We start from the raw sequence: 18,508 nt of genomic DNA on the forward strand, positions 1-18,508 counted from the left end.
GGATCAACGTGGGGTGAGCCAGACAAGGAAAAGACCATGGCCATGAAGATGCTTGCGATCGCCGCCGCCCTTGCCTCCAGCGCCGCGCTGGTCGCGGTGCCCTCCGCCGATGCCAAGCCCAAGCTGACCGGGGAGCAGAAGCTCGCCAAGATGCTGGAGGGCCGCGAGCCCGGCGAGCCGGTGAACTGCATCCCCTATATCCAGACCCAGAACCTGACCGTGGTCGATCGCACCGCGCTGGTCTATCGCGTCGGCCGCACGATCTACGTCAACCGTCCCGACAATGCCGACCGGCTGGACGACGACGACGTGCTGGTCACCAAGCTCTACACGTCGCAGCTCTGCCGATCCGACACCGTCCAGCTGCACGACCGCAACGCGGGCCACATGTGGAACGGCTTCCTCGGGCTGAACGAGTTCGTGCCCTACCGCAAGCCCGGCTCCGCCGACTGAGGCGGGGCGCGCGGCGAGGAACGACCGGCCGGGGCATCCCGGCTGGTTTGCATTCCTGCCGCGCTGGCCTAGACTGCTGGCGATGGTTGGCAATCGTGGATACACTTCGACCAGCGCCGCAACCCGGCTCAAGCTGATCGAGGCGGCTTCGGCCCTGCTCGACGAGGAAGGCTATCCCGCCTTCACGGTGCGCCGCATCGCGGCCCGGGCGGAGGTCAAGCCGCAACTCGTCCACTACTACTTCCGCTCGATGGAGGAACTGGTGGTGACCGTGTTCCAGCGGTCCTCCGCCAGCTACTTCCGCCTGCACGACGAGGCCTTGTCGGGGCCGCGGCCGCTGCACGCGCTGTGGGCGCTCAACTGCAACCTGCCCGAGGCGCGGCGGGTGATGGAATACATGGCGCTCGCCAAGATCTACCCCGCCCTGCGCGAGGCCATGCAGGCCAGCGGCGAGAGCTTCCGCCAGCTGCAGATCGAGGCCATCGAGCGCGTCTGCGCCGCCCGCGATCTGGCCGATCCGCCGATGCCCGCGCCGGCGCTGGCGACGCTGATTTCCGCACTCGCCCGCACCATGATCATCGAGGGCAACGTCGCCATGACCGTGGGCCACGCGCAAGTGCGCGCCTTCGTCGAGGCGACGCTGGCGATCTACGAACCCGACTGACCGGATCGCCCGGGCGATCATCGCGCAGTTGCACACAGAGGCTGGCCGCCACGCGGACAAGCGGCCGATCTTGCGCCACAATCCGCGGCAGGCAGTGAGGGTGGCTCGACTTGACAGGTGTACAGTCGCGCCTAATGTGTACATCCAACGCCGGTACCCGGAAGAGAGGCTTCGAGGCCCTTTCCAGCCGGTGATGCGACGACCCGGAACATACCGCGGCGTCATGGAGAGGGAGAGAATCCGATGGCCTATCGCACCGATCGCTTGCGCCTGCTTGCCTGCGCCGCCACCATATCCACGGGCGCGCTCGCCATGCCGGCCGCGGCCCAGGATGCCGCCTCCGCCCCGCCCGAGGTCCACGGGCTGGAGGAAATCGTCGTCACCGCGCAGCGCCGGGCCGAGAACCTGCAGGAAGTGCCGATCGCCATCGCCGCGGTCACGGCCGATTCGCTGTCCCGGGCCGGGGTGAACGACACCAACAGTCTGAGCCAGGTGGTTCCCTCGGTGAACTTCCAGCGCTCGGGCGCCAGCGGACTGTTCTTCGTGCGCGGCGTCGGCACGACCAACGCTTCGGTGGGCGACGAGGGATCGAACGCCTTCTACGTCGACGGCGTCTACATCCCAGATCTCTCGGGCACCGTCACCCAGTTCAACAACATTGCCCGGATCGAGGTGCTCAAGGGCCCGCAGGGCACGCTGTTCGGCCGCAACGCCTTCGGCGGCCTGATCCACATCATCACCAAGGAGCCGGGCGAGGTCTTTGAGGCGCAAGGCGAAGCCGGCTACGGCAACTACCAGACCGTGCAAGGCCGCCTCTACCTAGGCGGCCCGGTGGCGGAGAACCTGTCGATGGACCTCGCGCTCACGGGCTACGACCAGGGCGAGGGGTGGGGCCGCAACGTCACGCTCAACCGCGACATCAAGAAGATGCAGTACTGGGGCGCCCGTTCCAAGCTGGTCTGGCGCGCAAGCGACGCGGTCAAGGTCACCCTGGCGGGCGACTACTACGACAACGACGACAACACCGCGATCGGCTGGTCGGTCGACGAGGACTATCCCACGCGCGGGCTGGCCGGCCCGATCACCTCCATCGGCAGCATGGACACCGCCTCGGACCACTACTCGCTTACCAAGCTCAAGTCCTGGGGCGCCAGCGCCACGATCGAGGCGGATCTGGGCTTCGCGGACCTGACCAGCATCAGCTCGATCCGCGACAGCCGCAACAATTCGGACTTCGACGTGGACGCCACGCAAGTGCCCTGGCTGCGCATCACCTTCGAATCCGGCTCGCGCGCGTACCAGCAGGAACTGCGCCTCGCCTCGGCCGAGACCGACCCGCTCAGCTGGCAGATCGGCGCCTTCTACCTCCGCTCGGAAGTGGACAATGCCTCGCGCTTTCGCGGCCTGGGCGTCGGCGGCGTGCGCGGCGGCAGCTTCATCGACGCGACGCTGGACACCGATTCCTACGCCACCTTCGGCGAGCTCAGCTACAAGCTGACCCCCACCACGCAGATCACCGGAGGCATCCGCTATACCAAGGACAAGCGCAAGCTGGGCGGCGGGCAGTACGTCGTCGTCGCCGACGCGCTGGGGGCGTTCACGCCCACCGAGGACAGCATCGACTACGGCAAGTTCACTTGGCGCGCGGCGATCCGGCAGGAGCTGAACGACGACGTCAGCGTCTATGCCTCGTACAACCGCGGGTTCAAGGCCGGCACCTACTCGCTGCAGAGCCCCACCAATCCGCCCGTCCAGCCGCAGTACATCAACGCCTACGAGGCGGGCGTGAAGTCCGAGCTGTTCGACCGCCGCCTGCGCCTCAACGCGGCGGTATTCCACTACGACATCTCGAACTACCAGATCCGCTCCGCCGCCGCCGGCGCGCTGGGCGCCGCCGTGCTGCTCAACGCCGCCTCGGTGAAGGTGGACGGCCTCGACGTCGAGTTCGATGCCGCCCCCACCGACAACCTGCGCATCTTCGGCGGCTTCAACTGGCTCGATTCGCGCTTCAGCAATTTCGGCAAGCCCGGCTCGGACTACCAGGCGCCGTTCATCTATCCCAACCCGGCGGTCTGCGACGCCCCGGGCACTGCCGATCCCGGTACCACCACCGGCTCCTACGCAGGCGGTTTCGCCACCTGTCTGGGCGACGCCTCAGGCTTCCAGACCCCCGGCGCTCCGGACTTCACCGCGAGCCTTGGCGCCAGTCTGACCGTTCCGGTGCGCGACACGGGCGAGCTGCGCTTCAACCTGCTAGGCAACTACAACAGCGGCTTCCCGTTCGAATCCGACGGTCTGCTGCGGCAAAAGAAGTACGCGCTTCTCAATGGCTCGGTGGCCTACTGGCTGAACGAGAACTGGGGCGTGGAACTGTGGGGCAAGAACATCACCGGCACCAAGTACTTCCAGCAAAAGATCTCCACCGGCCTGGGCGCCACCACCAACCGCGCCGCTCCCGCCACTTACGGGGTGACGATCAAGTTCGATTACTGAGGCGGCTCTCCGCCCCCACTCGCATCATGGACGTTGAACTGCGCTGATCGGCCGGTACAACCGTCGCAGGCGAGCTGGGGGCAGGGATGCGCTGGTCGATAACGTGGCAGAGCTTGAGCGCCAGCGGCGTGGTGACCGGGCTCATGCTCGGCGTGCTGGGCGATGGCCTGCTCGTCAGGGCGACCGCGGGCGCCGTGGCCGGCGGCGCGGTGCTGGCGCCCTTGCTGCTTCCCGGCCTGCGCCGTCTTTCGATCTTGAAGGGTAGCCCCCTGGAGGCGAGCTTCGTCACGTCCCCCGGAGAGGTCCGCAACGTGTGGCTGCTGGGCAAGACGCGGTACCAGGCGCAGGGCAAGCACTATCCCGAGGAAGCGGTCCTGCTCCAGTGGGCCCGGACCTATCGGCACGGGATCACCCAGGCATCGGACAAGAGCGGGCGGGTCCTGGGGTTCCTGTCGGCCTGGCCGGTGACCGAAGCGTGCTTCGAAGCGATACGCAGCGGCGCCCTGCTGGAGGACGACATCACCCCCGAGCACATCGCGCGGGACCGCGACCGGCCCCACGCCTTCTGGTACATCGCCGACATCTTCCGCGGGGAGCGGGTCCGCGGCCTCCACGGGTCGGTGCTGGAGTACGTGATCCACTTCCTGATCGCCTCCTTCTTCGCCAATCATCGCAAGACCGGCGCCCTGCCGAAGGGCGGATCGATCGAGCTGGTGGCCTTCGCGGCCACCGCGCAAGGCAAGAGCCTGCTCAAGGCGTTCGGCTTCGGGCTGGCCCAGGCCTCCCCCCAGCCGGCGGCGGGTCTCCCGGTCTACTACCTGTGCCTTTCCGCCAAGGGCCGCCGGAGCGTGGTGGACGCGGCTCTCGCGAAGATGGTGGCGTTGCGCCGGAACGTCAGTGTCCTGGAGTAGGAGCGCAGCGGCGATCGCACGCGCCGTCCTCGCGACGGCCTATGCGGCGGCGGGGGTCCTGCATCTGGCGGTGCCCGGCCCCTTCGTGGGGATCGTGCCGCGCTTCGTGCCGGCGCCCGGGACGGTGGTGGCGCTGACCGGGGTGGCGGAACTCGCCGGGGCGGCAGGGCTGGTGCAGCCGTGGTCTGCGCCGCTGCGGCGGGCCGCGGCCTGGGGGCTCGCGGCTTATGCGCTTTGCGTCTGGCCGGCCAACGTGCAGCACATGCTGCTCGATTTCGCCCGGGCGGACGGCGGGCTGGGGCTGGTCTACCACGTCCCGCGGCTGGCGCTGCAGCCGGTGCTGATCTGGTGGCCGCTGCGGGCGAGCGGCATCACGCATTGGCCGCAAGGACGGAAGCAGCGCTCTTGACAAAACAAACCATTTAGGTTAAGCGCCGACATCCGCAGGCCTGAGGTACAAGGGCGGGCGGTGTTTCGGGTCGGCGTCGCGGGCCGGGTACGGCGTACAAGTCGTGATCACGCCGCAGCGTCCGACCGGAGCGGTTCATCGGGCAGGGCGGCTTGCGGCCCTCCCCACCCCAGGTTTCCCGCAACCGTCGTCCCTTCTTCGCAAGGTCGGCCGCGGGGGGCCGGATACGGCGCCAGTTTGCGAGCCCGCACCGCCGATCCGAACCGCTTCGACCAGGGCCGAGCCGGGCTGCGCCGACTGCTACCCGGCCGTTCGCACGAGACGGTCTCCGCCCCGTGCCCCTGCACGGGCGCCCCGACGCCGGCCCGATGTTATTCCCTCGGCTGCGTTGCCTGCCACGGCGTAACCCCGCATTCGCCAGCGGGCGCTTTCGCTTGGGCGGCGCGCGCGGGTGGGGAAGGGGCAATGCCCACTCGCACCCACCCGCACTCGCCCTTGTCAGCGCCCCAGCTTGGCCCGCAGCGCGTCGATCTGCACCGAGGCCTCGGCCTTGGTCATGCCGTCTGCCGGAGGCGCCACGCCCGCCTCCTCGCACAAGGTGGTGAGGTACGAGGCCTGCGCCCCGGTCATCGGATCGTCGCCCGAGACCCAGTCGTGCGGGTCCTTCTCGGTGTTCGAGCCGGGATGGTCGTCCAGCTTGGGATTGTGCAGTTCGTCCGCCATGAAAGGCTCCTTCGTTCTTCGTTCGTTCACGAAACGCGAAGGCGCGCCCGGCAGTTCCCCGGCCGCGGGATCACTCCCACTCGATGGTGCCGGGGGGCTTGCTGGTGTAGTCGTAGACGACGCGGTTGATGCCCTTGACCTCGTTGATGATGCGGGTCGCGACGCGGCTGAGGAAGCCGGCGTCGAAGGGGTAGATGTCCGCGGTCATGCCGTCGGTCGAAGTGACTGCGCGCAGGCCGCAGACGCTGTCGTAGGTGCGCCCGTCGCCCATGACGCCGACCGTCTTGACCGGCAGCAGCACCGCGAAGGCCTGCCAGATCGCGTCGTAGAGCCCGGCGTTGCGGATCTCCTCCAGGTAGATCGCATCGGCCTTGCGCAGGATGTCGCAGCGCTCGCGCGAGACTTCGCCGGGGATGCGGATGGCGAGGCCAGGCCCGGGGAAGGGGTGGCGGCCGACGAAGACCTCGGGCAGGCCCAGCTCGCGACCGAGTTCGCGCACTTCGTCCTTGAACAGCTCGCGCAGCGGCTCGACCAGCTTCATGTTCATCCGCTCGGGCAGGCCGCCGACGTTGTGGTGGCTCTTGATCGTCACCGAGGGGCCGCCGGTGAACGAGACGCTCTCGATCACGTCGGGGTAGAGCGTGCCCTGGGCCAGGAACTCGGCGCCGCCGATCTTCCGCGCCTCGTCCTCGAACACGTCGATGAAGGTCTTGCCGATGAACTTGCGCTTGGCCTCGGGGTCGGTGACCCCCTCAAGCCCCTTGAGGAACAGCGTCGAGGCGTCGACGTGGACCAGCGGGATGTTGTAGTGGCCGCGGAACAGGCTGACGACCTGGTCGGCCTCGCCCATGCGCATGAGGCCGTGGTCGACGAAGACGCAGGTGAGCTGGTCGCCGATCGCCTCGTGGATCAGCACCGCCGCCACCGCCGAATCGACGCCGCCGGACAGGCCGCAGATCACCCGGCCCGAGCCGACCTGGGCGCGGATCTCCTCGATCTTGGTCTTGCGGAACTCCGCCATCGTCCAGTCGCCGGCCAGCCCGCAGACGTGGCGCACGAAGTTCTTGAGCAGCTTGCCGCCGTCGGGCGTGTGCACCACCTCGGGGTGGAACTGCATCGCATAGATGCGCTTCTCGTCGTTGGCGATGACCGCGAAGGGGGCGCCCGGGCTGGAGGCGACGGGGCGGAAGCCGGGGGCGAGGTGGGTCACCTTGTCGCCGTGGCTCATCCAGACCTGGTGCGTCTCGCCCACCTTCCACAGGCCGTTGAACAATGCGCACTCGTCGCCGATCTCGATGAAGGCGCGGCCGAACTCTCCCGAATCTCCGGCCAGCACTTCGCCGCCCATCTGGTGCATCAGCGACTGCTGGCCGTAGCAGATGCCCAGCATCGGGCGGCCGCTCTCCAGGATCACCTCGGGAATGCGCGGCCCGTTCTCGTCCAGCACCGAGGCAGGCGAGCCCGACAGGATCACGCCCACCGGGTTCATCCGGCGGAACGCTTCTTCGGCGGCGTTGAACGGCGCGATCTCGGAATAGACGCCCGCCTCGCGCACGCGGCGCGCAATCAGCTGGGTCACCTGGCTGCCGAAATCGACGATCAGGACGGATTCGGTGGGCTGGATACTCATGGCGGGCACCTAATCGCGCGCGCCCGACCTGTCCAGACCCGAGCAGGCCCACGCTGTCGCCGCGTCCACACTTGCACAAAGAGCAAGTAATATTGTTGCTTTGGAATTTGCGAAAGTTATGAGAGCGCCTATTTGGTACCTGCGGCATGGGCAGCGACGCTTGCCCTGCCTGCGATCAAGACAGAACCAGGAGAATACCGATGACCATCGTGCACCGCACGGTCGGTTTCGCCGCGGCCCTGGGCACCAGCGCCCTGGCCTTTGCCCTCACGCTGGCCTGAACAAGGCCGGCCCGGGGCAACGCGGACCGAATACCGAAGAAAAAGGAGGCGACCGCAAGGTCGCCTTTTTTGCGCCTGCGCGCGGCCTCCGCACCCTTGTGGAAAACAGCCCGCGGAAAGCCGGTTTCGCTTGGGTTCGGACCACGCAAACCCTATATGCTGGTCATGGCTAGCACTCCCGAAAACGGCAAGAACCAGAATTCCTACGGCGCGGATTCGATCAAGGTCCTCAAGGGCCTCGACGCGGTGCGCAAGCGGCCCGGCATGTACATCGGCGACACCGACGACGGCTCGGGCCTCCACCACATGGTGTTCGAGGTTTCGGACAACGCCATCGACGAAGCGCTGGCCGGGCACTGCGACCTGGTGCTCATCGAACTCAACCCCGACGGCTCGGTCTCGGTCGAGGACAACGGCCGCGGCATCCCCACCGGCATCCACGCCGAGGAAGGCGTCTCGGCCGCCGAAGTCATCATGACGCAGCTCCACGCCGGCGGGAAGTTCGAGAACACCTCGGACGACAACGCCTACAAGGTCTCCGGCGGCCTCCACGGCGTCGGCGTCTCGGTGGTCAACGCCCTGTCGGAATGGCTCGAGCTGACCATCTGGCGCGAGGGCAAGGAGCACTGGATGAAGTTCGCGCACGGCGATGCCGTCGCGCCGCTCGAGGTCAAGGGCCCGGCGCCCAAGTCGGACCGCAACCCCGACGACCAGGGCTTCAAGAAGGGCACCCGCGTCACCTTCCTGGCCTCGACCGACACGTTCAAGAACGTGACCGAGTTCGACTTCGACAAGCTGGAGCACCGCTACCGCGAGCTCGCCTTCCTCAATTCGGGCGTGCGCATCGTGCTGCGCGACAAGCGGCACGAGGAGGTCAAGGAACACGACCTGTTCTACGAGGGCGGGATCGCCGCCTTCGTGCAGTACCTCGATCGCAACAAGAACGCGCTGCTGGCCGAACCGATCGCGATCTCCTCGGAGCGCGATGGCATCGGCATCGACGTCGCGCTGGAGTGGAACGATTCGTACTACGAGAACGTCCTGTGCTTCACCAACAACATCCCGCAGCGTGACGGCGGCACCCACCTCGCGGCGTTCCGCGCCGCACTGACGCGCACGCTCAACGGCTACGCCGACAAGTCGGGCCTCCTCAAGAAGGAGAAGGTGGCCCTCACCGGCGACGACATGCGCGAAGGGCTGACCGCGATCGTCTCGGTCAAGCTGCCCGATCCCAAGTTCTCGTCGCAGACCAAGGACAAGCTGGTCTCCTCCGAAGTCCGCCAGCCGCTGGAAAGCCTGATGGCGGACCGCATGACCGAGTGGCTGGAGGAGAACCCCGCCCACGCCAAGGCCATCGTCCAGAAGATCATCGACGCCGCCGCCGCGCGCGAGGCCGCCAAGCGCGCCCGCGAACTCACCCGCCGCAAGGGCGCGATGGACATCGCCTCGTTGCCGGGCAAGCTGGCCGACTGCCAGGAGCGCGATCCCCGGCTGTGCGAGCTGTTCCTGGTCGAGGGTGACTCTGCAGGCGGATCCGCCAAGCAGGGCCGCGACCGCAAGACGCAGGCGATCCTGCCGCTCAAGGGCAAGATCCTCAACGTCGAGCGCGCCCGCTTCGACCGCATCATCTCGTCCAAGGAAGTCGGCACGCTGATCCAGGCCATGGGCACGGGTATCCGCGACGACTTCAACCTCGAGAAGCTGCGCTACCACAAGATCGTCATCATGACCGACGCCGACGTCGACGGCGCCCACATCCGCACGCTGCTGCTGACGTTCTTCCACCGCCAGATGCCCGACATCATCCGCGCCGGGCACCTCTTCATCGCCCAGCCGCCGCTCTACAAGGTCGCCAAGGGCCGCTCCGAGGTCTACCTCAAGGACAATGCCGCGCTCGACCGCTACCTGGTCGAGGCCGGGCTCAGCGGCCGGGTGCTGGAGACTTCGGGCGGCGCCCGCTCCGGCCCGGACCTGGAAAGCCTGGTCGACCATGCGGTGCGCCTGCGCAACCTGATGGCCTTCGTGCCCCGCCGCTACGATCCCGTCATCATCGAGGCGCTGGCGCTGTCCGGGGCGCTGGAGCCCGACCTCGGCACCGAGGCGCGCAACGCCGCGCTCGCCCGCGCGGCGCAGTGGCTCGACCGCGGCGATGCCGAGGCGCGGTGGAGCGCCCGCCTGTCCGAGGACGGGACCGTCGAGGTCGAGCGCGTGTGGCGCGGCGTCACCGACCACCACAAGATCGAAGGCAGCTTCCTGGCGAGCGCCGAGGCGCGCAAGCTCGCCCGCCTCGCGGCGGAGAACGCCGACGTCTACGAAGGCACTGCCCGCCTGGTGCGCGCCATCGCCGGCGCGGCCGAGCCGGAGACGCTCGCCACCATCGAGGTGCCCGGCGAAGACGAGCCGGTGGCCGCCCGTCCGGCGCAGGGCGGCGACGCCATCACTCGCCCGACGCAGCTGCTCGAACTGGTGCTCGCCGCGGGCCGTAAGGGCCTCTCCATCCAGCGCTACAAGGGGCTGGGAGAGATGAACGCGGAGCAGCTCTGGGAGACCACGCTGGACCCGGACAACCGTGCGCTGCTGCAGGTCAAGGTGGAGGACGCCGACGTCACCGACGAGATCTTCACCCGCCTGATGGGCGACGTGGTGGAGCCGCGCCGCGACTTCATCCAGGAAAACGCGCTCAATGTGGCGAACCTCGACATCTGAGGGCCGGCTCTCGCAATTTAACGAGAGGTTCCCGGGCTGACATTGGCCCGGCCCTCGCGTAGCGTTCCTCGTGAACGCAAAGCGGGGGCTAGGCGAATGAGGCGTACTGCCAAGAACTTGTGGCTGCTGGCTGGCAGCGTGATACTGGCCATTCCGGTCTCCGCGCCTGCCGCGCAGCGCGCCGATCTCCCTGCCAGAACCGCGACGGCGTTGAAACTGGCCAGAGAGGCACTGAACAGCAATAACTGTTCCAGCGTCCTCCAGGGCATGGCCCCGATTATCGGCGACGATGACTTTGCTGAATTGCCCGAGAGGGTTCGGGGCATGGCACTGACGATGACGGCGGTATGCGAAGGGCGGGCAGGCCAGTTGGTGCCAGCCCTAGCCCATATTCGCACGGTCACGACCTTCGCTATCGCGCCTGACTTTGCCTGGACGCTGCGCCTCTCCCTCGAAACACAAGCACACGACCTGACCGGCGCAGTCACTACACTGGAGGAAATGCAGCGCATTGCTCCCAGCGCCTTGTTGCAGGTGAAGCCCGACTTCTTCGTATACCTCAACCGCACATTGAAGAAAGCGCCGGACGGCGCGAGCCCGCGTGCGCGTCTGCTCGCTTTGGCCAGTGATCCGGCTTTCGGTCCGGGGCGCTATGCTCCGAGCTTCGACCTGCTCCGCCTCGATCATGCGCGACTGCTGGCGGCTTCGGGCGACATGGCAGGCGCTGCGGCGCAGGTCGCTCGCATCGACAGCCATGTCGTTCTGGTGGAAGCCAGCGTCGATCCGCTCCTGCGGGCCGCGATCCCTCAGAACTATGACATGGCCGCAGCGACGCGGCGTGAAATTTTCGCGCTTGCCCGGCTGAGCGCCGAACGTTCTGATCTATTGAGCCTGGTCATTGCCCAGGCGGAAGCCCATCGTGCCGTCGGTGAAGCGGACAAGGCGTTGGCGCTGCTGGAATCGGCGCGACCCGAAGGGGTCCTGGCGGCGCATTTCCTGGACAAGGACGACAAGCTCAACTGGTGGTGGGACGAACTGGCATCGACCTACACCCAGCTAGGCCGTTATGATGACACCGTGGCGGCTTTGAAGTCCGCGATCAAGGCGGGCGAGAACGGCGGCGTCAACGTCAGCCAACTGCTCAATCTGGCATCCTTGCAGAACCGCATGGGCCATCCCCAGGACGCGCTTGAAACCCTTGGCCGGATCGACATCACTGCCGAAAAGAAGGCAAGCTCCTTTGGTAAGATGGTATTCTATCGAACGAGGGGCTGCGCGGCCCATCGGATCGGCAAGACGGCGGAGGCCAAGGCTGATCTTGCCTATCTTACAGCCCATGCCAAGGACGGCCTTTCGCTGCTGGAAGATCTGCAGGTATGCATGGGCGATGCCGACGGCGCAGCGGCCACGATGATCGCGCGCCTCTCGGATTCCGATCAACAGACCGATGCCCTTATCGGTCTGGCGACCTACAACGAGTGGCCCGCGAACCTGCCACCCGACCCTTCCGACGAGGCTCGCAAGCGCGTCATTGCCCGCGCCGATGTCCAGGCGGCGATCGCCCGTGCCGGTGGTACGCGCACCTTCAACATCCTGCCGCGCTCGCTGTGAGCACGGGCGTAGGCCGATTCAGTTCTTGACCTGGCAGCTCAGGCCCGCCGCTTTCATGCCCGAGCACAGCGCCCGCGCTGCAGCGGCATCGCCGGGGACGGCCTGGAGGCGATAGACGGTGCCGATGTCGGCCTTGCCCTGGAGGATGCGGTGGCTGACGCCGGCCAGCGGCTCGTGCTGGCTCTTGAGGGTGGTCCAGCCCGCCTCCGCCGCCTCGCGCGAGGCATAGGCGCCGACCTGCACGCCGACGCCGCTGACCGGCGCCGCAGAAGGCGTGGCGGAAGCCTGCGGCTTCGGCGCGGCGGCAGGGGCCATGGCCGGGGAGCTCGGCGCCGGCGTCTCGTCGCTCTTGTCGATCTGCGGCGCGCGCGCCTGGCCTTCGGCGACCGCGAAGCTGGTGTCGCCGGTGCCCGCGACGACTTCGCCGCCCGGATCGTCAGGACGGACCTTGTAGGGCGCTGCGGGCGCCTTGATGACGCCGCCGTCGGCGACGAGCGGCTGGTCGGAGCGGCCCGCGAGCATCCAGAACACGCCGCCCGCGATCACCGCGAGCGCTACGAGGCCGAGCAGCGCCAGCAGGACGCCCTGGCCGACGCCGCGGTTCTCCGCCTCGTAGTCCTCGTCGTCCCCTTCCAGCCAGGGAAGGCGCACGTCCTCCTCGGCCAGGTCGAGCTGGCGCGGTTGCTCGAAGCCGGTATCGACGGCGGCGTCGCCCCGGTCCTCGAAATAGGGATCCCCGGCCTTGCCCTGGCCGAACACCGGGTTCTTGCGTTCCGGACGGGGAATGTAGCCTTCGTCAGCGCCTGCCATGCCCTACATTTCCTCCACCGCCTCGACGCCCAGCAGCGCCAGGCCGTTGCGGACAAGTTGCCCCATCTGCGCCGCCAGGAAAAGGCGCGCGCCGGTCAGCGCACCATCCTGCGCCACGATGAAGCGCTTTTCCACCCGATCGTTGCCGAGGTTCCAGTAGCCGTGGAAGGCGGCGGCAAGGTCGCCGAGGAAGAAGGCGATGCGATGCGGCTCGCGCGCGGCGGCGGCGGCCTCGACGATGCGCGGGAACTGCGCCGCCAGCTTGACCAGCTCGAGCTCCTCCTCGCCCAGCAACTCGACGTGCTCGCCCGACGGGGAGAAGCCGCCCTCGGCCAGACCCTTGCGCAGCGTGGAGTGGACCCGGGCATGGGCGTACTGGACGTAGAACACCGGGTTGTCCTTCGAGGCTTCGACCACCTTGGCGAAGTCGAAGTCCATCTGCGCCTCGGGCTTGCGGGTCAGCATGGTGAAGCGCACGACGTCCTTGCCCACCTCGGTCACCACTTCCGCCAGGGTGACGAAGTTGCCCGAGCGCTTGGACATCTTCACCGGCTCGCCGTCGCGCAGGAGCTGAACCATCTGCACCAGCTTGATCTCGAAGGGCGTGGGTTCACCGTCCGCGCCGGTCATGGCGGCGACCGCAGCCTTGATCCGCTTGACCGTGCCGGCGTGGTCGGCGCCCCAGATGTCGACCAGCGCGTCCGCGCCCTGCGCCTTCTGGAAGTGGTAGGCGAGGTCGGCGCCGAAGTAGGTCCAGGTGCCGTCGGACTTCTTGATCGGGCGATCCTGGTCGTCGCCGAAGGCGGTGGACTTGAACAGCGGCAGCTCGACCGGTTCCCAGTCCTCGGGCGTCTTGCCCTTGGGCGCTTCCAGCACGCCGTCGTAGACCAGCCCCTTGGAGCGCAGCCAGGCTTCCGCCTCGTCGGGCTTGCCGCTGGCCTGCAGCTCGGCCTCGGACGAGAACAGGTCGTGGTGGATGCCGAGGAGCGCGAGGTCTTCCCGGATCATCACCAGCATCGCCGCCACCGCCTTTTCGCGGAACAGCGTGAGCCATTCCGCCTCGGGCGCCTGGGCGTAGCGGTCGCCGAACTCGGCGGCGAGCTGCTGGCCCACGGGGATCAGGTAGTCGCCCGGATAGAGCCCCTCGGGGATGGCGCCGACGTCCTCGCCCAGCGCCTCGCGGTAGCGGACGTGGGCCGAGCGGGCGAGCACCTGCACCTGCGCGCCGGCATCGTTGACGTAGTATTCCCGGACTACCTTGTGGCCCGCGAACTCGAGCAGCGTCGCCAGCGCGTCGCCCACCACCGCGCCGCGGCAGTGGCCCATGTGCATCGGGCCGGTGGGGTTGGCGGAGACGTATTCGACGTTGACCGTCGCTCCCCCGCCCATGGCGGAGCGGCCGTAGTCGGCGCCGAGCTCGGCGATGGCGCGCAGCTCGGCCAGCCAGGCCGCGGGCGCCAGGCGCAGGTTGATGAACCCCGGTCCGGCGATCTCGGCGGAGGTCACCGACTCGAGCTTAGCGAGCTGCGCCACCAGCGCGTCGGCCAGGTCGCGGGGCTTGAGGCCGGCCGGCTTGGCGAGCACCATCGCGGCGTTGGTGGAGAGGTCCCCGTGCGCGGGATCGCGCGGCGGCTCGACCGTGATGGCCGCTCGCTTGAGGCCCGCCGGCAGCGTGCCCGCGGCTTCCAGCGCATCGAGCGCGGCGGAAAGGTGCCCTGCGAAGGCGGCGTAGAGGGTCTCGGTCTTGCTCATGACGCGCGCGATTAGCCCGGATCGCGGCGCAAACCAACCCGCGCTTCAAAATGCCGCCGATTTCCGCTAACGGCGCGCGATGCAATCCCCCGCGACTCCCAGGACCTACCGCGTCAAGAGCTTCGGCTGCCAGATGAACGTCTACGATGGCGACCGCATGGCAGAGCTTCTGGCCGAGCAGGGCATCGCGCCCGCGCCCGAAGGCGAGGACGCCGACCTCGTCGTGCTCAACACCTGCCACATCCGCGAGAAGGCGGCCGAGAAGGTCTATTCCGACATCGGCCGTCTCCGCCGGGAGGACGGCTCCTCGCCCCTCATCGCGGTCGCCGGCTGCGTCGCCCAGGCCGAGGGCGAGGAGATCATGGCGCGTGCGCCGGCGGTGAAGATGGTCGTCGGCCCACAGGCCTACCACCGCCTGCCCGAGATGATCCGCGCCGCCGGCGAGGGCCGCCGCGTGACCGATACCGACATGCCGGCCGAGACCAAGTTCGACGCCTTGCCGCGCCGCAAGCGCTCGGGCCCCACCGCGTTCCTGACGGTGCAGGAAGGCTGCGACAAGTTCTGCACGTATTGCGTGGTGCCCTATACCCGCGGCGCCGAAGTCTCGCGCCCGCACGCGGCGCTGATCGACGAGGCCCTGCGCCTGGTCGACGCCGGCGCGCGCGAGATCACGCTGCTGGGCCAGAACGTCAATGCCTGGACCGGCGAGAACGCCCGCGGCCAGGCGATCGGGCTCGACGGGTTGGCGCGCGAACTGGCGGCGATCCCGGATCTCGCCCGCATCCGCTACACCACCAGCCATCCCAACGACATGACGCAGGGCCTGATCGACGCGCATGGCGAGATCGACAAGCTCATGCCGTTCCTCCACCTGCCGGTGCAGGCGGGCAACGACCGCGTGCTGAGGGCGATGAACCGCAGTCATACGGTGGAGAGCTACCTCGCGACCCTGGAGCGGGTGCGCGCGGTGCGGCCCGACATCGCGCTCTCGGGCGACTTCATCGTCGGCTTCCCGGGCGAGACGGACGCCGAGTTCGAGGATACGCTCCAGCTCGTCGACGCCGTCGGCTATGCCCAGTGCTTCAGCTTCAAGTACTCGCCGCGCCCCGGCACGCCCGCTGCGACGATGGCGCAGCAGGTTCCGATGGCGGTGATGGACGAACGCCTCGCGCGGCTGCAGGCGGCGCTGAACCGCGACCAGTACGCCTTCAACGCCGCCTCGGTGGGCAAGACCTGCGACGTGCTGGTGGAGCGCAAGGGCAAGCACCCGGGCCAATGGCTCGGCAAGTCGCCCTGGCTCCAGTCGGTCCACTTCACCGGAGAGGCACAGGTGGGCCAGATCGTGCGCGTGGAGATCACCAGCGCGGGGCCGAACAGCCTCGGCGCCGTGCCGCTCGCCGTGCTCGCCGCCTGAGCGGGCGCCCGCCGCTCGTCTTCCTCGCGTAGCCCCACCGCTTCGGGTTCCATTCCGGTCCGGTCGTGGCGCCGGCCGACTTTCAGCCGGCGCGCGGGGACACGCCATTTTTGCGAGGCAGCCCATGCCGCAGGCGGGACGGCGAGTCTAACAAGGCTGCTGCAAATATTCTCGTGGTTAAACGCGTTGTGCAACAAGGTTGAGTGCGGTGGTCGTTGAGCATCACCGGCTCAACCATGTTGCCACTATTACGATGGTCTCAAGTATCGCTAAGATTATCTCTGGATATCAATCCGTAGTTGTCCTAGTAAGAATTCTCAGTTCCGGCGTGGCAGACGGGCAGGGGCCAATGGCGAAGAAGAGAGCAAGCGCGGTGGCCGCCCTACCGGTCGGCGATCCGGCTCTGGAGCCCCACCTTGGCGAGGACGACGCGATCTTCGCGCTGATGCGGGACCTGGTTCTCGAACTGCCGATGGACCTGCTGTCGCTGGGGCGCGATGGCACCGTCCTGGCCGCCAACCTCACCCATACCGCGCGAGCCTCCATGGAGTCCGGATCCGACCAAGCCCTGGTCGGCCATGCGTTCACGGCGGCTCTGGAGCGCCTCCCTGTCGAGGCCGACATGCGAAGGCAGATGCAACACCAGATCGGTGCCGTGCTCGCAGGCGAGGTGCTCTCCAGCCGGCGTAGCTATCCGATGCTCCTTGCCGATCCGGATGTGCTGACGGTCCAGTGCATGCGCGTGGCGGCTCGGCCGGGGCTGACGCTGGTGGTCTTCGACGAAGACCGTCAGACCATGCCCAAGCGCCTCGAACGGCGGGCGCGGCATGCCCGGATCCTGCGGGCGCAGGACGAGGAGCGCCGCCGCATCGCCCGTGACCTCCACGATGGCACCTCGCAGCACGTCGCGCTGGCCCAGGTCATGCTGGAGATGGTGCGCAAGGCGCGGACCTACGAGGCGATCGAGGACGCCTGCGTGACCATCGAGACCGCGCTCAGCGCCGCGCAGCACCAGATGCGCACCTTGAGCTACGTGCTGCACCCGCCCGAGCTCGCCGCGGGCGGCATCATCGAGGCATTGGCCGCGTTCCTCAAGGGCTTCGCCCGCAGGACCGGACTGAACGTACGTTTCGACAACCAGGTGGGACGGATCAAGCCCTCCGCCGACCTGGAGATCGCACTCTATCGGGTGGCGCAGGAAGCGCTGGTCAATGTCGGCAAGCACGCCTTTGCCAGCACCGTGGAGGTGCGGCTTCATACGGCGGCGCGCCACCTCGTCCTGGAGATCGAGGACGACGGGATCGGTATCTCGGACGACATCGTCGCCGGCCGCATGCGCGATGCGGTGGGCGTGGGCCTGTCGGGGATGCAGGAGCGGGTGAAGGGTCTCGGCGGCATCTTCAGCGTCGAGCGGCGCGCGAAGGGAACCTGCGTCGGCGCCTTCTTCCCGCAGAAGCGCGCCGAGGACGCGCCCGAAGCCGTCAAGGCGAGAGGCTCTTGTGCCGAACCGCAAGGCGCCGGCGCTCGGTCGTCGTCCGAAGCGCAAGCACCTTTCGCGGAAGCGTCCGGCCCGCATTTACCGGGAAACCCCGATGGCCGTGACCGGCGCGCGCGAGGAGCCTTGGCACGCAACCCTGGAGACCAGCGCCATGCCTGACGGACAGCCGGATATCCTCGCGACCGCTCACCGCCCGGCCTTCCGTCGCACGGCTCACGAACGGCACCGCCGGGGCAGGCTGACCATGGGCCTTCGCGGCGCTTCGATCCTCGCCGTCGCCGGGCTGGCGGCGACGAGCGGTGCAATCGCTCTCGGGCCGGCGGGAGCCTCAGCACCCCCGCCGACCGCCGCCGCGGCGGCTCCGGAAATGAAGCTGCCTCCGGGGATACCGCAGGGCTACCTGGCCCCCGAGCAGCGCCCCGACAGCCTTGCCCTGCTTCCCCCGCCCCCGGCGCCGGGATCGGCGGCTTTCGCCGGGGACGAGGAGGCGCGCGCGGCCATGGCTCGCCTGGCGGACAGCCCGCGCTTCACGCGCGCCGCCAGCGATGCCGATCTCCAGCCTGCGCATTCGCTGCAGACTTTCGCCTGCGCGCTGGGGGTCCGGCCCGATCCCGAGCGGACGCCCACCCTGTACCGGCTGCTCGGCAAGTCGATGGTCGACATCGGGCTGTCGACCTACAAGGCGAAGACCCACTACCAGCGGGTGCGCCCCTTCGTCGCCCATGCCAGCGCCACCTGCCTTCCCCAGCAAGAGGCGGCGCTGCGCAGCGACGGCTCCTATCCGTCCGGCCATAGTGCGGTGGGCTGGGGCTGGGCGCTGATCCTGGCGGAACTGGCGCCCGCGCGTGCCGACGCCGTCCTGCAGCGCGGGCGCGACTTCGGAGAGAGCCGGATGGTGTGCAACGTCCACTGGGCCAGCGACGTGGACGCAGGCCGCGTCATCGCTTCGGCCACCGTGGCACGCCTCCACGCCGAGCCGACCTTCCGGGCCGACCTCGACAAGGCGCGCGCCGAGATGGCCGGCTTCGCGGCCGACCTGGCCCCCTCGGCCGAAGCCTGCCGCGCCGAAGCCGCCGAGCTGTCGATGCGCTGAAGGCGACCCGGCAAGGCGTGACCATGCCAGCCCGACCCGGCTCACTGCTGTCCGCGCGGG

General features: G+C 68.3%; 14 protein-coding genes. 10 read left to right on the forward strand and 4 right to left on the reverse strand.

Annotation, left to right across the window (positions count from 1 at the left end; translation table 11 throughout):
* Positions 1-42: 42 nt before the first annotated feature.
* The 5 genes from ACFFJC_RS15300 (at position 43) to ACFFJC_RS15320 (ending at position 4,930) form a co-directional block, all read left to right on the forward strand.
* The gene (locus tag ACFFJC_RS15300; RefSeq protein ID WP_379488423.1) at positions 43-453 is read left to right on the forward strand and encodes a hypothetical protein; all 411 of its coding nucleotides are present in this window, start codon (positions 43-45) and stop codon (positions 451-453) included.
* Positions 454-535: 82 nt separating this feature from the next.
* Complete coding sequence (locus ACFFJC_RS15305) at positions 536-1,117, forward strand: TetR/AcrR family transcriptional regulator (RefSeq protein WP_379488350.1); 582 nt, start codon at positions 536-538, stop codon at positions 1,115-1,117.
* A 243-nt stretch (positions 1,118-1,360) separates the two neighbouring features.
* Positions 1,361-3,610 carry a TonB-dependent receptor gene (locus ACFFJC_RS15310; RefSeq protein ID WP_379488351.1) on the forward strand — a complete coding sequence of 750 codons (2,250 nt, stop codon included), beginning with the start codon at positions 1,361-1,363 and terminating at the stop codon, positions 3,608-3,610.
* A 113-nt stretch (positions 3,611-3,723) separates the two neighbouring features.
* Positions 3,724-4,521, forward strand: coding sequence for a hypothetical protein (locus ACFFJC_RS15315; RefSeq protein ID WP_379488352.1), 798 nt, complete (start codon positions 3,724-3,726; stop codon positions 4,519-4,521).
* Positions 4,508-4,930 carry a DoxX family protein gene (locus ACFFJC_RS15320; protein WP_379488353.1) on the forward strand — a complete coding sequence of 141 codons (423 nt, stop codon included), beginning with the start codon at positions 4,508-4,510 and terminating at the stop codon, positions 4,928-4,930. The genes ACFFJC_RS15315 and ACFFJC_RS15320 overlap by 14 nt, the downstream gene beginning before the upstream one ends.
* 498 nt (positions 4,931-5,428) lie before the next feature.
* On the opposite strand, the gene ACFFJC_RS15325 is transcribed toward ACFFJC_RS15320, so the two are convergent.
* Entirely contained in the window at positions 5,429-5,653 is a 225-nt protein-coding gene (locus ACFFJC_RS15325; protein ID WP_379488354.1) for a DUF3072 domain-containing protein, read from the reverse strand.
* A gap of 70 nt (positions 5,654-5,723) precedes the next feature.
* A complete protein-coding gene (gene guaA / locus ACFFJC_RS15330) occupies positions 5,724-7,283 on the reverse strand; it encodes a glutamine-hydrolyzing GMP synthase (RefSeq protein ID WP_379488355.1) in 1,560 nt (519 codons plus the stop codon).
* Positions 7,284-7,729: 446 nt separating this feature from the next.
* Between guaA and gyrB the strand changes: the two genes are divergently transcribed.
* Together gyrB and ACFFJC_RS15340 are read left to right on the forward strand one after the other, a co-directional pair.
* Positions 7,730-10,270, forward strand: coding sequence for a DNA topoisomerase (ATP-hydrolyzing) subunit B (gene gyrB, locus ACFFJC_RS15335; protein WP_379488356.1), 2,541 nt, complete (start codon positions 7,730-7,732; stop codon positions 10,268-10,270).
* Positions 10,271-10,366: 96 nt separating this feature from the next.
* Entirely contained in the window at positions 10,367-11,881 is a 1,515-nt protein-coding gene (locus ACFFJC_RS15340) for a tetratricopeptide repeat protein (protein ID WP_379488357.1), read from the forward strand.
* Positions 11,882-11,899: 18 nt separating this feature from the next.
* On the opposite strand, the gene ACFFJC_RS15345 is transcribed toward ACFFJC_RS15340, so the two are convergent.
* Entirely contained in the window at positions 11,900-12,691 is a 792-nt protein-coding gene (locus ACFFJC_RS15345; RefSeq protein ID WP_379488358.1) for an SPOR domain-containing protein, read from the reverse strand.
* Positions 12,692-12,694: 3 nt separating this feature from the next.
* Entirely contained in the window at positions 12,695-14,443 is a 1,749-nt protein-coding gene (gene argS / locus ACFFJC_RS15350) for an arginine--tRNA ligase (RefSeq protein WP_379488359.1), read from the reverse strand.
* Between the two features lie 79 nt (positions 14,444-14,522).
* On the opposite strand from argS, the gene miaB reads away from it, so the two are divergent.
* The 3 genes from miaB (at position 14,523) to ACFFJC_RS15365 (ending at position 18,448) form a co-directional block, all read left to right on the forward strand.
* Positions 14,523-15,857: a tRNA (N6-isopentenyl adenosine(37)-C2)-methylthiotransferase MiaB gene (gene miaB, locus ACFFJC_RS15355; RefSeq protein WP_379488360.1), complete on the forward strand. Its 1,335-nt coding sequence runs from the start codon at positions 14,523-14,525 to the stop codon at positions 15,855-15,857.
* A gap of 349 nt (positions 15,858-16,206) precedes the next feature.
* The gene (locus ACFFJC_RS15360) at positions 16,207-17,514 is read left to right on the forward strand and encodes a sensor histidine kinase (protein ID WP_379488361.1); all 1,308 of its coding nucleotides are present in this window, start codon (positions 16,207-16,209) and stop codon (positions 17,512-17,514) included.
* Complete coding sequence (locus ACFFJC_RS15365) at positions 17,507-18,448, forward strand: acid phosphatase (protein ID WP_379488362.1); 942 nt, start codon at positions 17,507-17,509, stop codon at positions 18,446-18,448. The genes ACFFJC_RS15360 and ACFFJC_RS15365 overlap by 8 nt, the downstream gene beginning before the upstream one ends.
* Positions 18,449-18,508 lie beyond the last annotated feature (60 nt).

Source organism: Novosphingobium soli, assembly GCF_042432915.1.
In the GTDB taxonomy this organism is placed as follows: Bacteria; Pseudomonadota; Alphaproteobacteria; order Sphingomonadales; family Sphingomonadaceae; genus Novosphingobium; species Novosphingobium soli.

Bases quoted from the DNA above. Each gene is read 5' to 3' on its own strand.
- ACFFJC_RS15300 (WP_379488423.1), top strand. From the start codon at position 43: ATGAAGATGCTTGCGATCGCCGCCGCCCTTGCCTCCAGCGCCGCGCTG.
- ACFFJC_RS15340 (WP_379488357.1), top strand. From the start codon at position 10,367: ATGAGGCGTACTGCCAAGAACTTGTGGCTGCTGGCTGGCAGCGTGATA.
- gyrB (WP_379488356.1), top strand. From the start codon at position 7,730: ATGGCTAGCACTCCCGAAAACGGCAAGAACCAGAATTCCTACGGCGCG.
- ACFFJC_RS15345 (WP_379488358.1), bottom strand. From the start codon at position 12,691: ATGGCAGGCGCTGACGAAGGCTACATTCCCCGTCCGGAACGCAAGAAC.
- argS (WP_379488359.1), bottom strand. From the start codon at position 14,443: ATGAGCAAGACCGAGACCCTCTACGCCGCCTTCGCAGGGCACCTTTCC.
- ACFFJC_RS15360 (WP_379488361.1), top strand. From the start codon at position 16,207: ATGGCGAAGAAGAGAGCAAGCGCGGTGGCCGCCCTACCGGTCGGCGAT.
- ACFFJC_RS15305 (WP_379488350.1), top strand. From the start codon at position 536: ATGGTTGGCAATCGTGGATACACTTCGACCAGCGCCGCAACCCGGCTC.
- ACFFJC_RS15310 (WP_379488351.1), top strand. From the start codon at position 1,361: ATGGCCTATCGCACCGATCGCTTGCGCCTGCTTGCCTGCGCCGCCACC.
- ACFFJC_RS15325 (WP_379488354.1), bottom strand. From the start codon at position 5,653: ATGGCGGACGAACTGCACAATCCCAAGCTGGACGACCATCCCGGCTCG.
- ACFFJC_RS15365 (WP_379488362.1), top strand. From the start codon at position 17,507: ATGCCTGACGGACAGCCGGATATCCTCGCGACCGCTCACCGCCCGGCC.
- miaB (WP_379488360.1), top strand. From the start codon at position 14,523: ATGCAATCCCCCGCGACTCCCAGGACCTACCGCGTCAAGAGCTTCGGC.
- guaA (WP_379488355.1), bottom strand. From the start codon at position 7,283: ATGAGTATCCAGCCCACCGAATCCGTCCTGATCGTCGATTTCGGCAGC.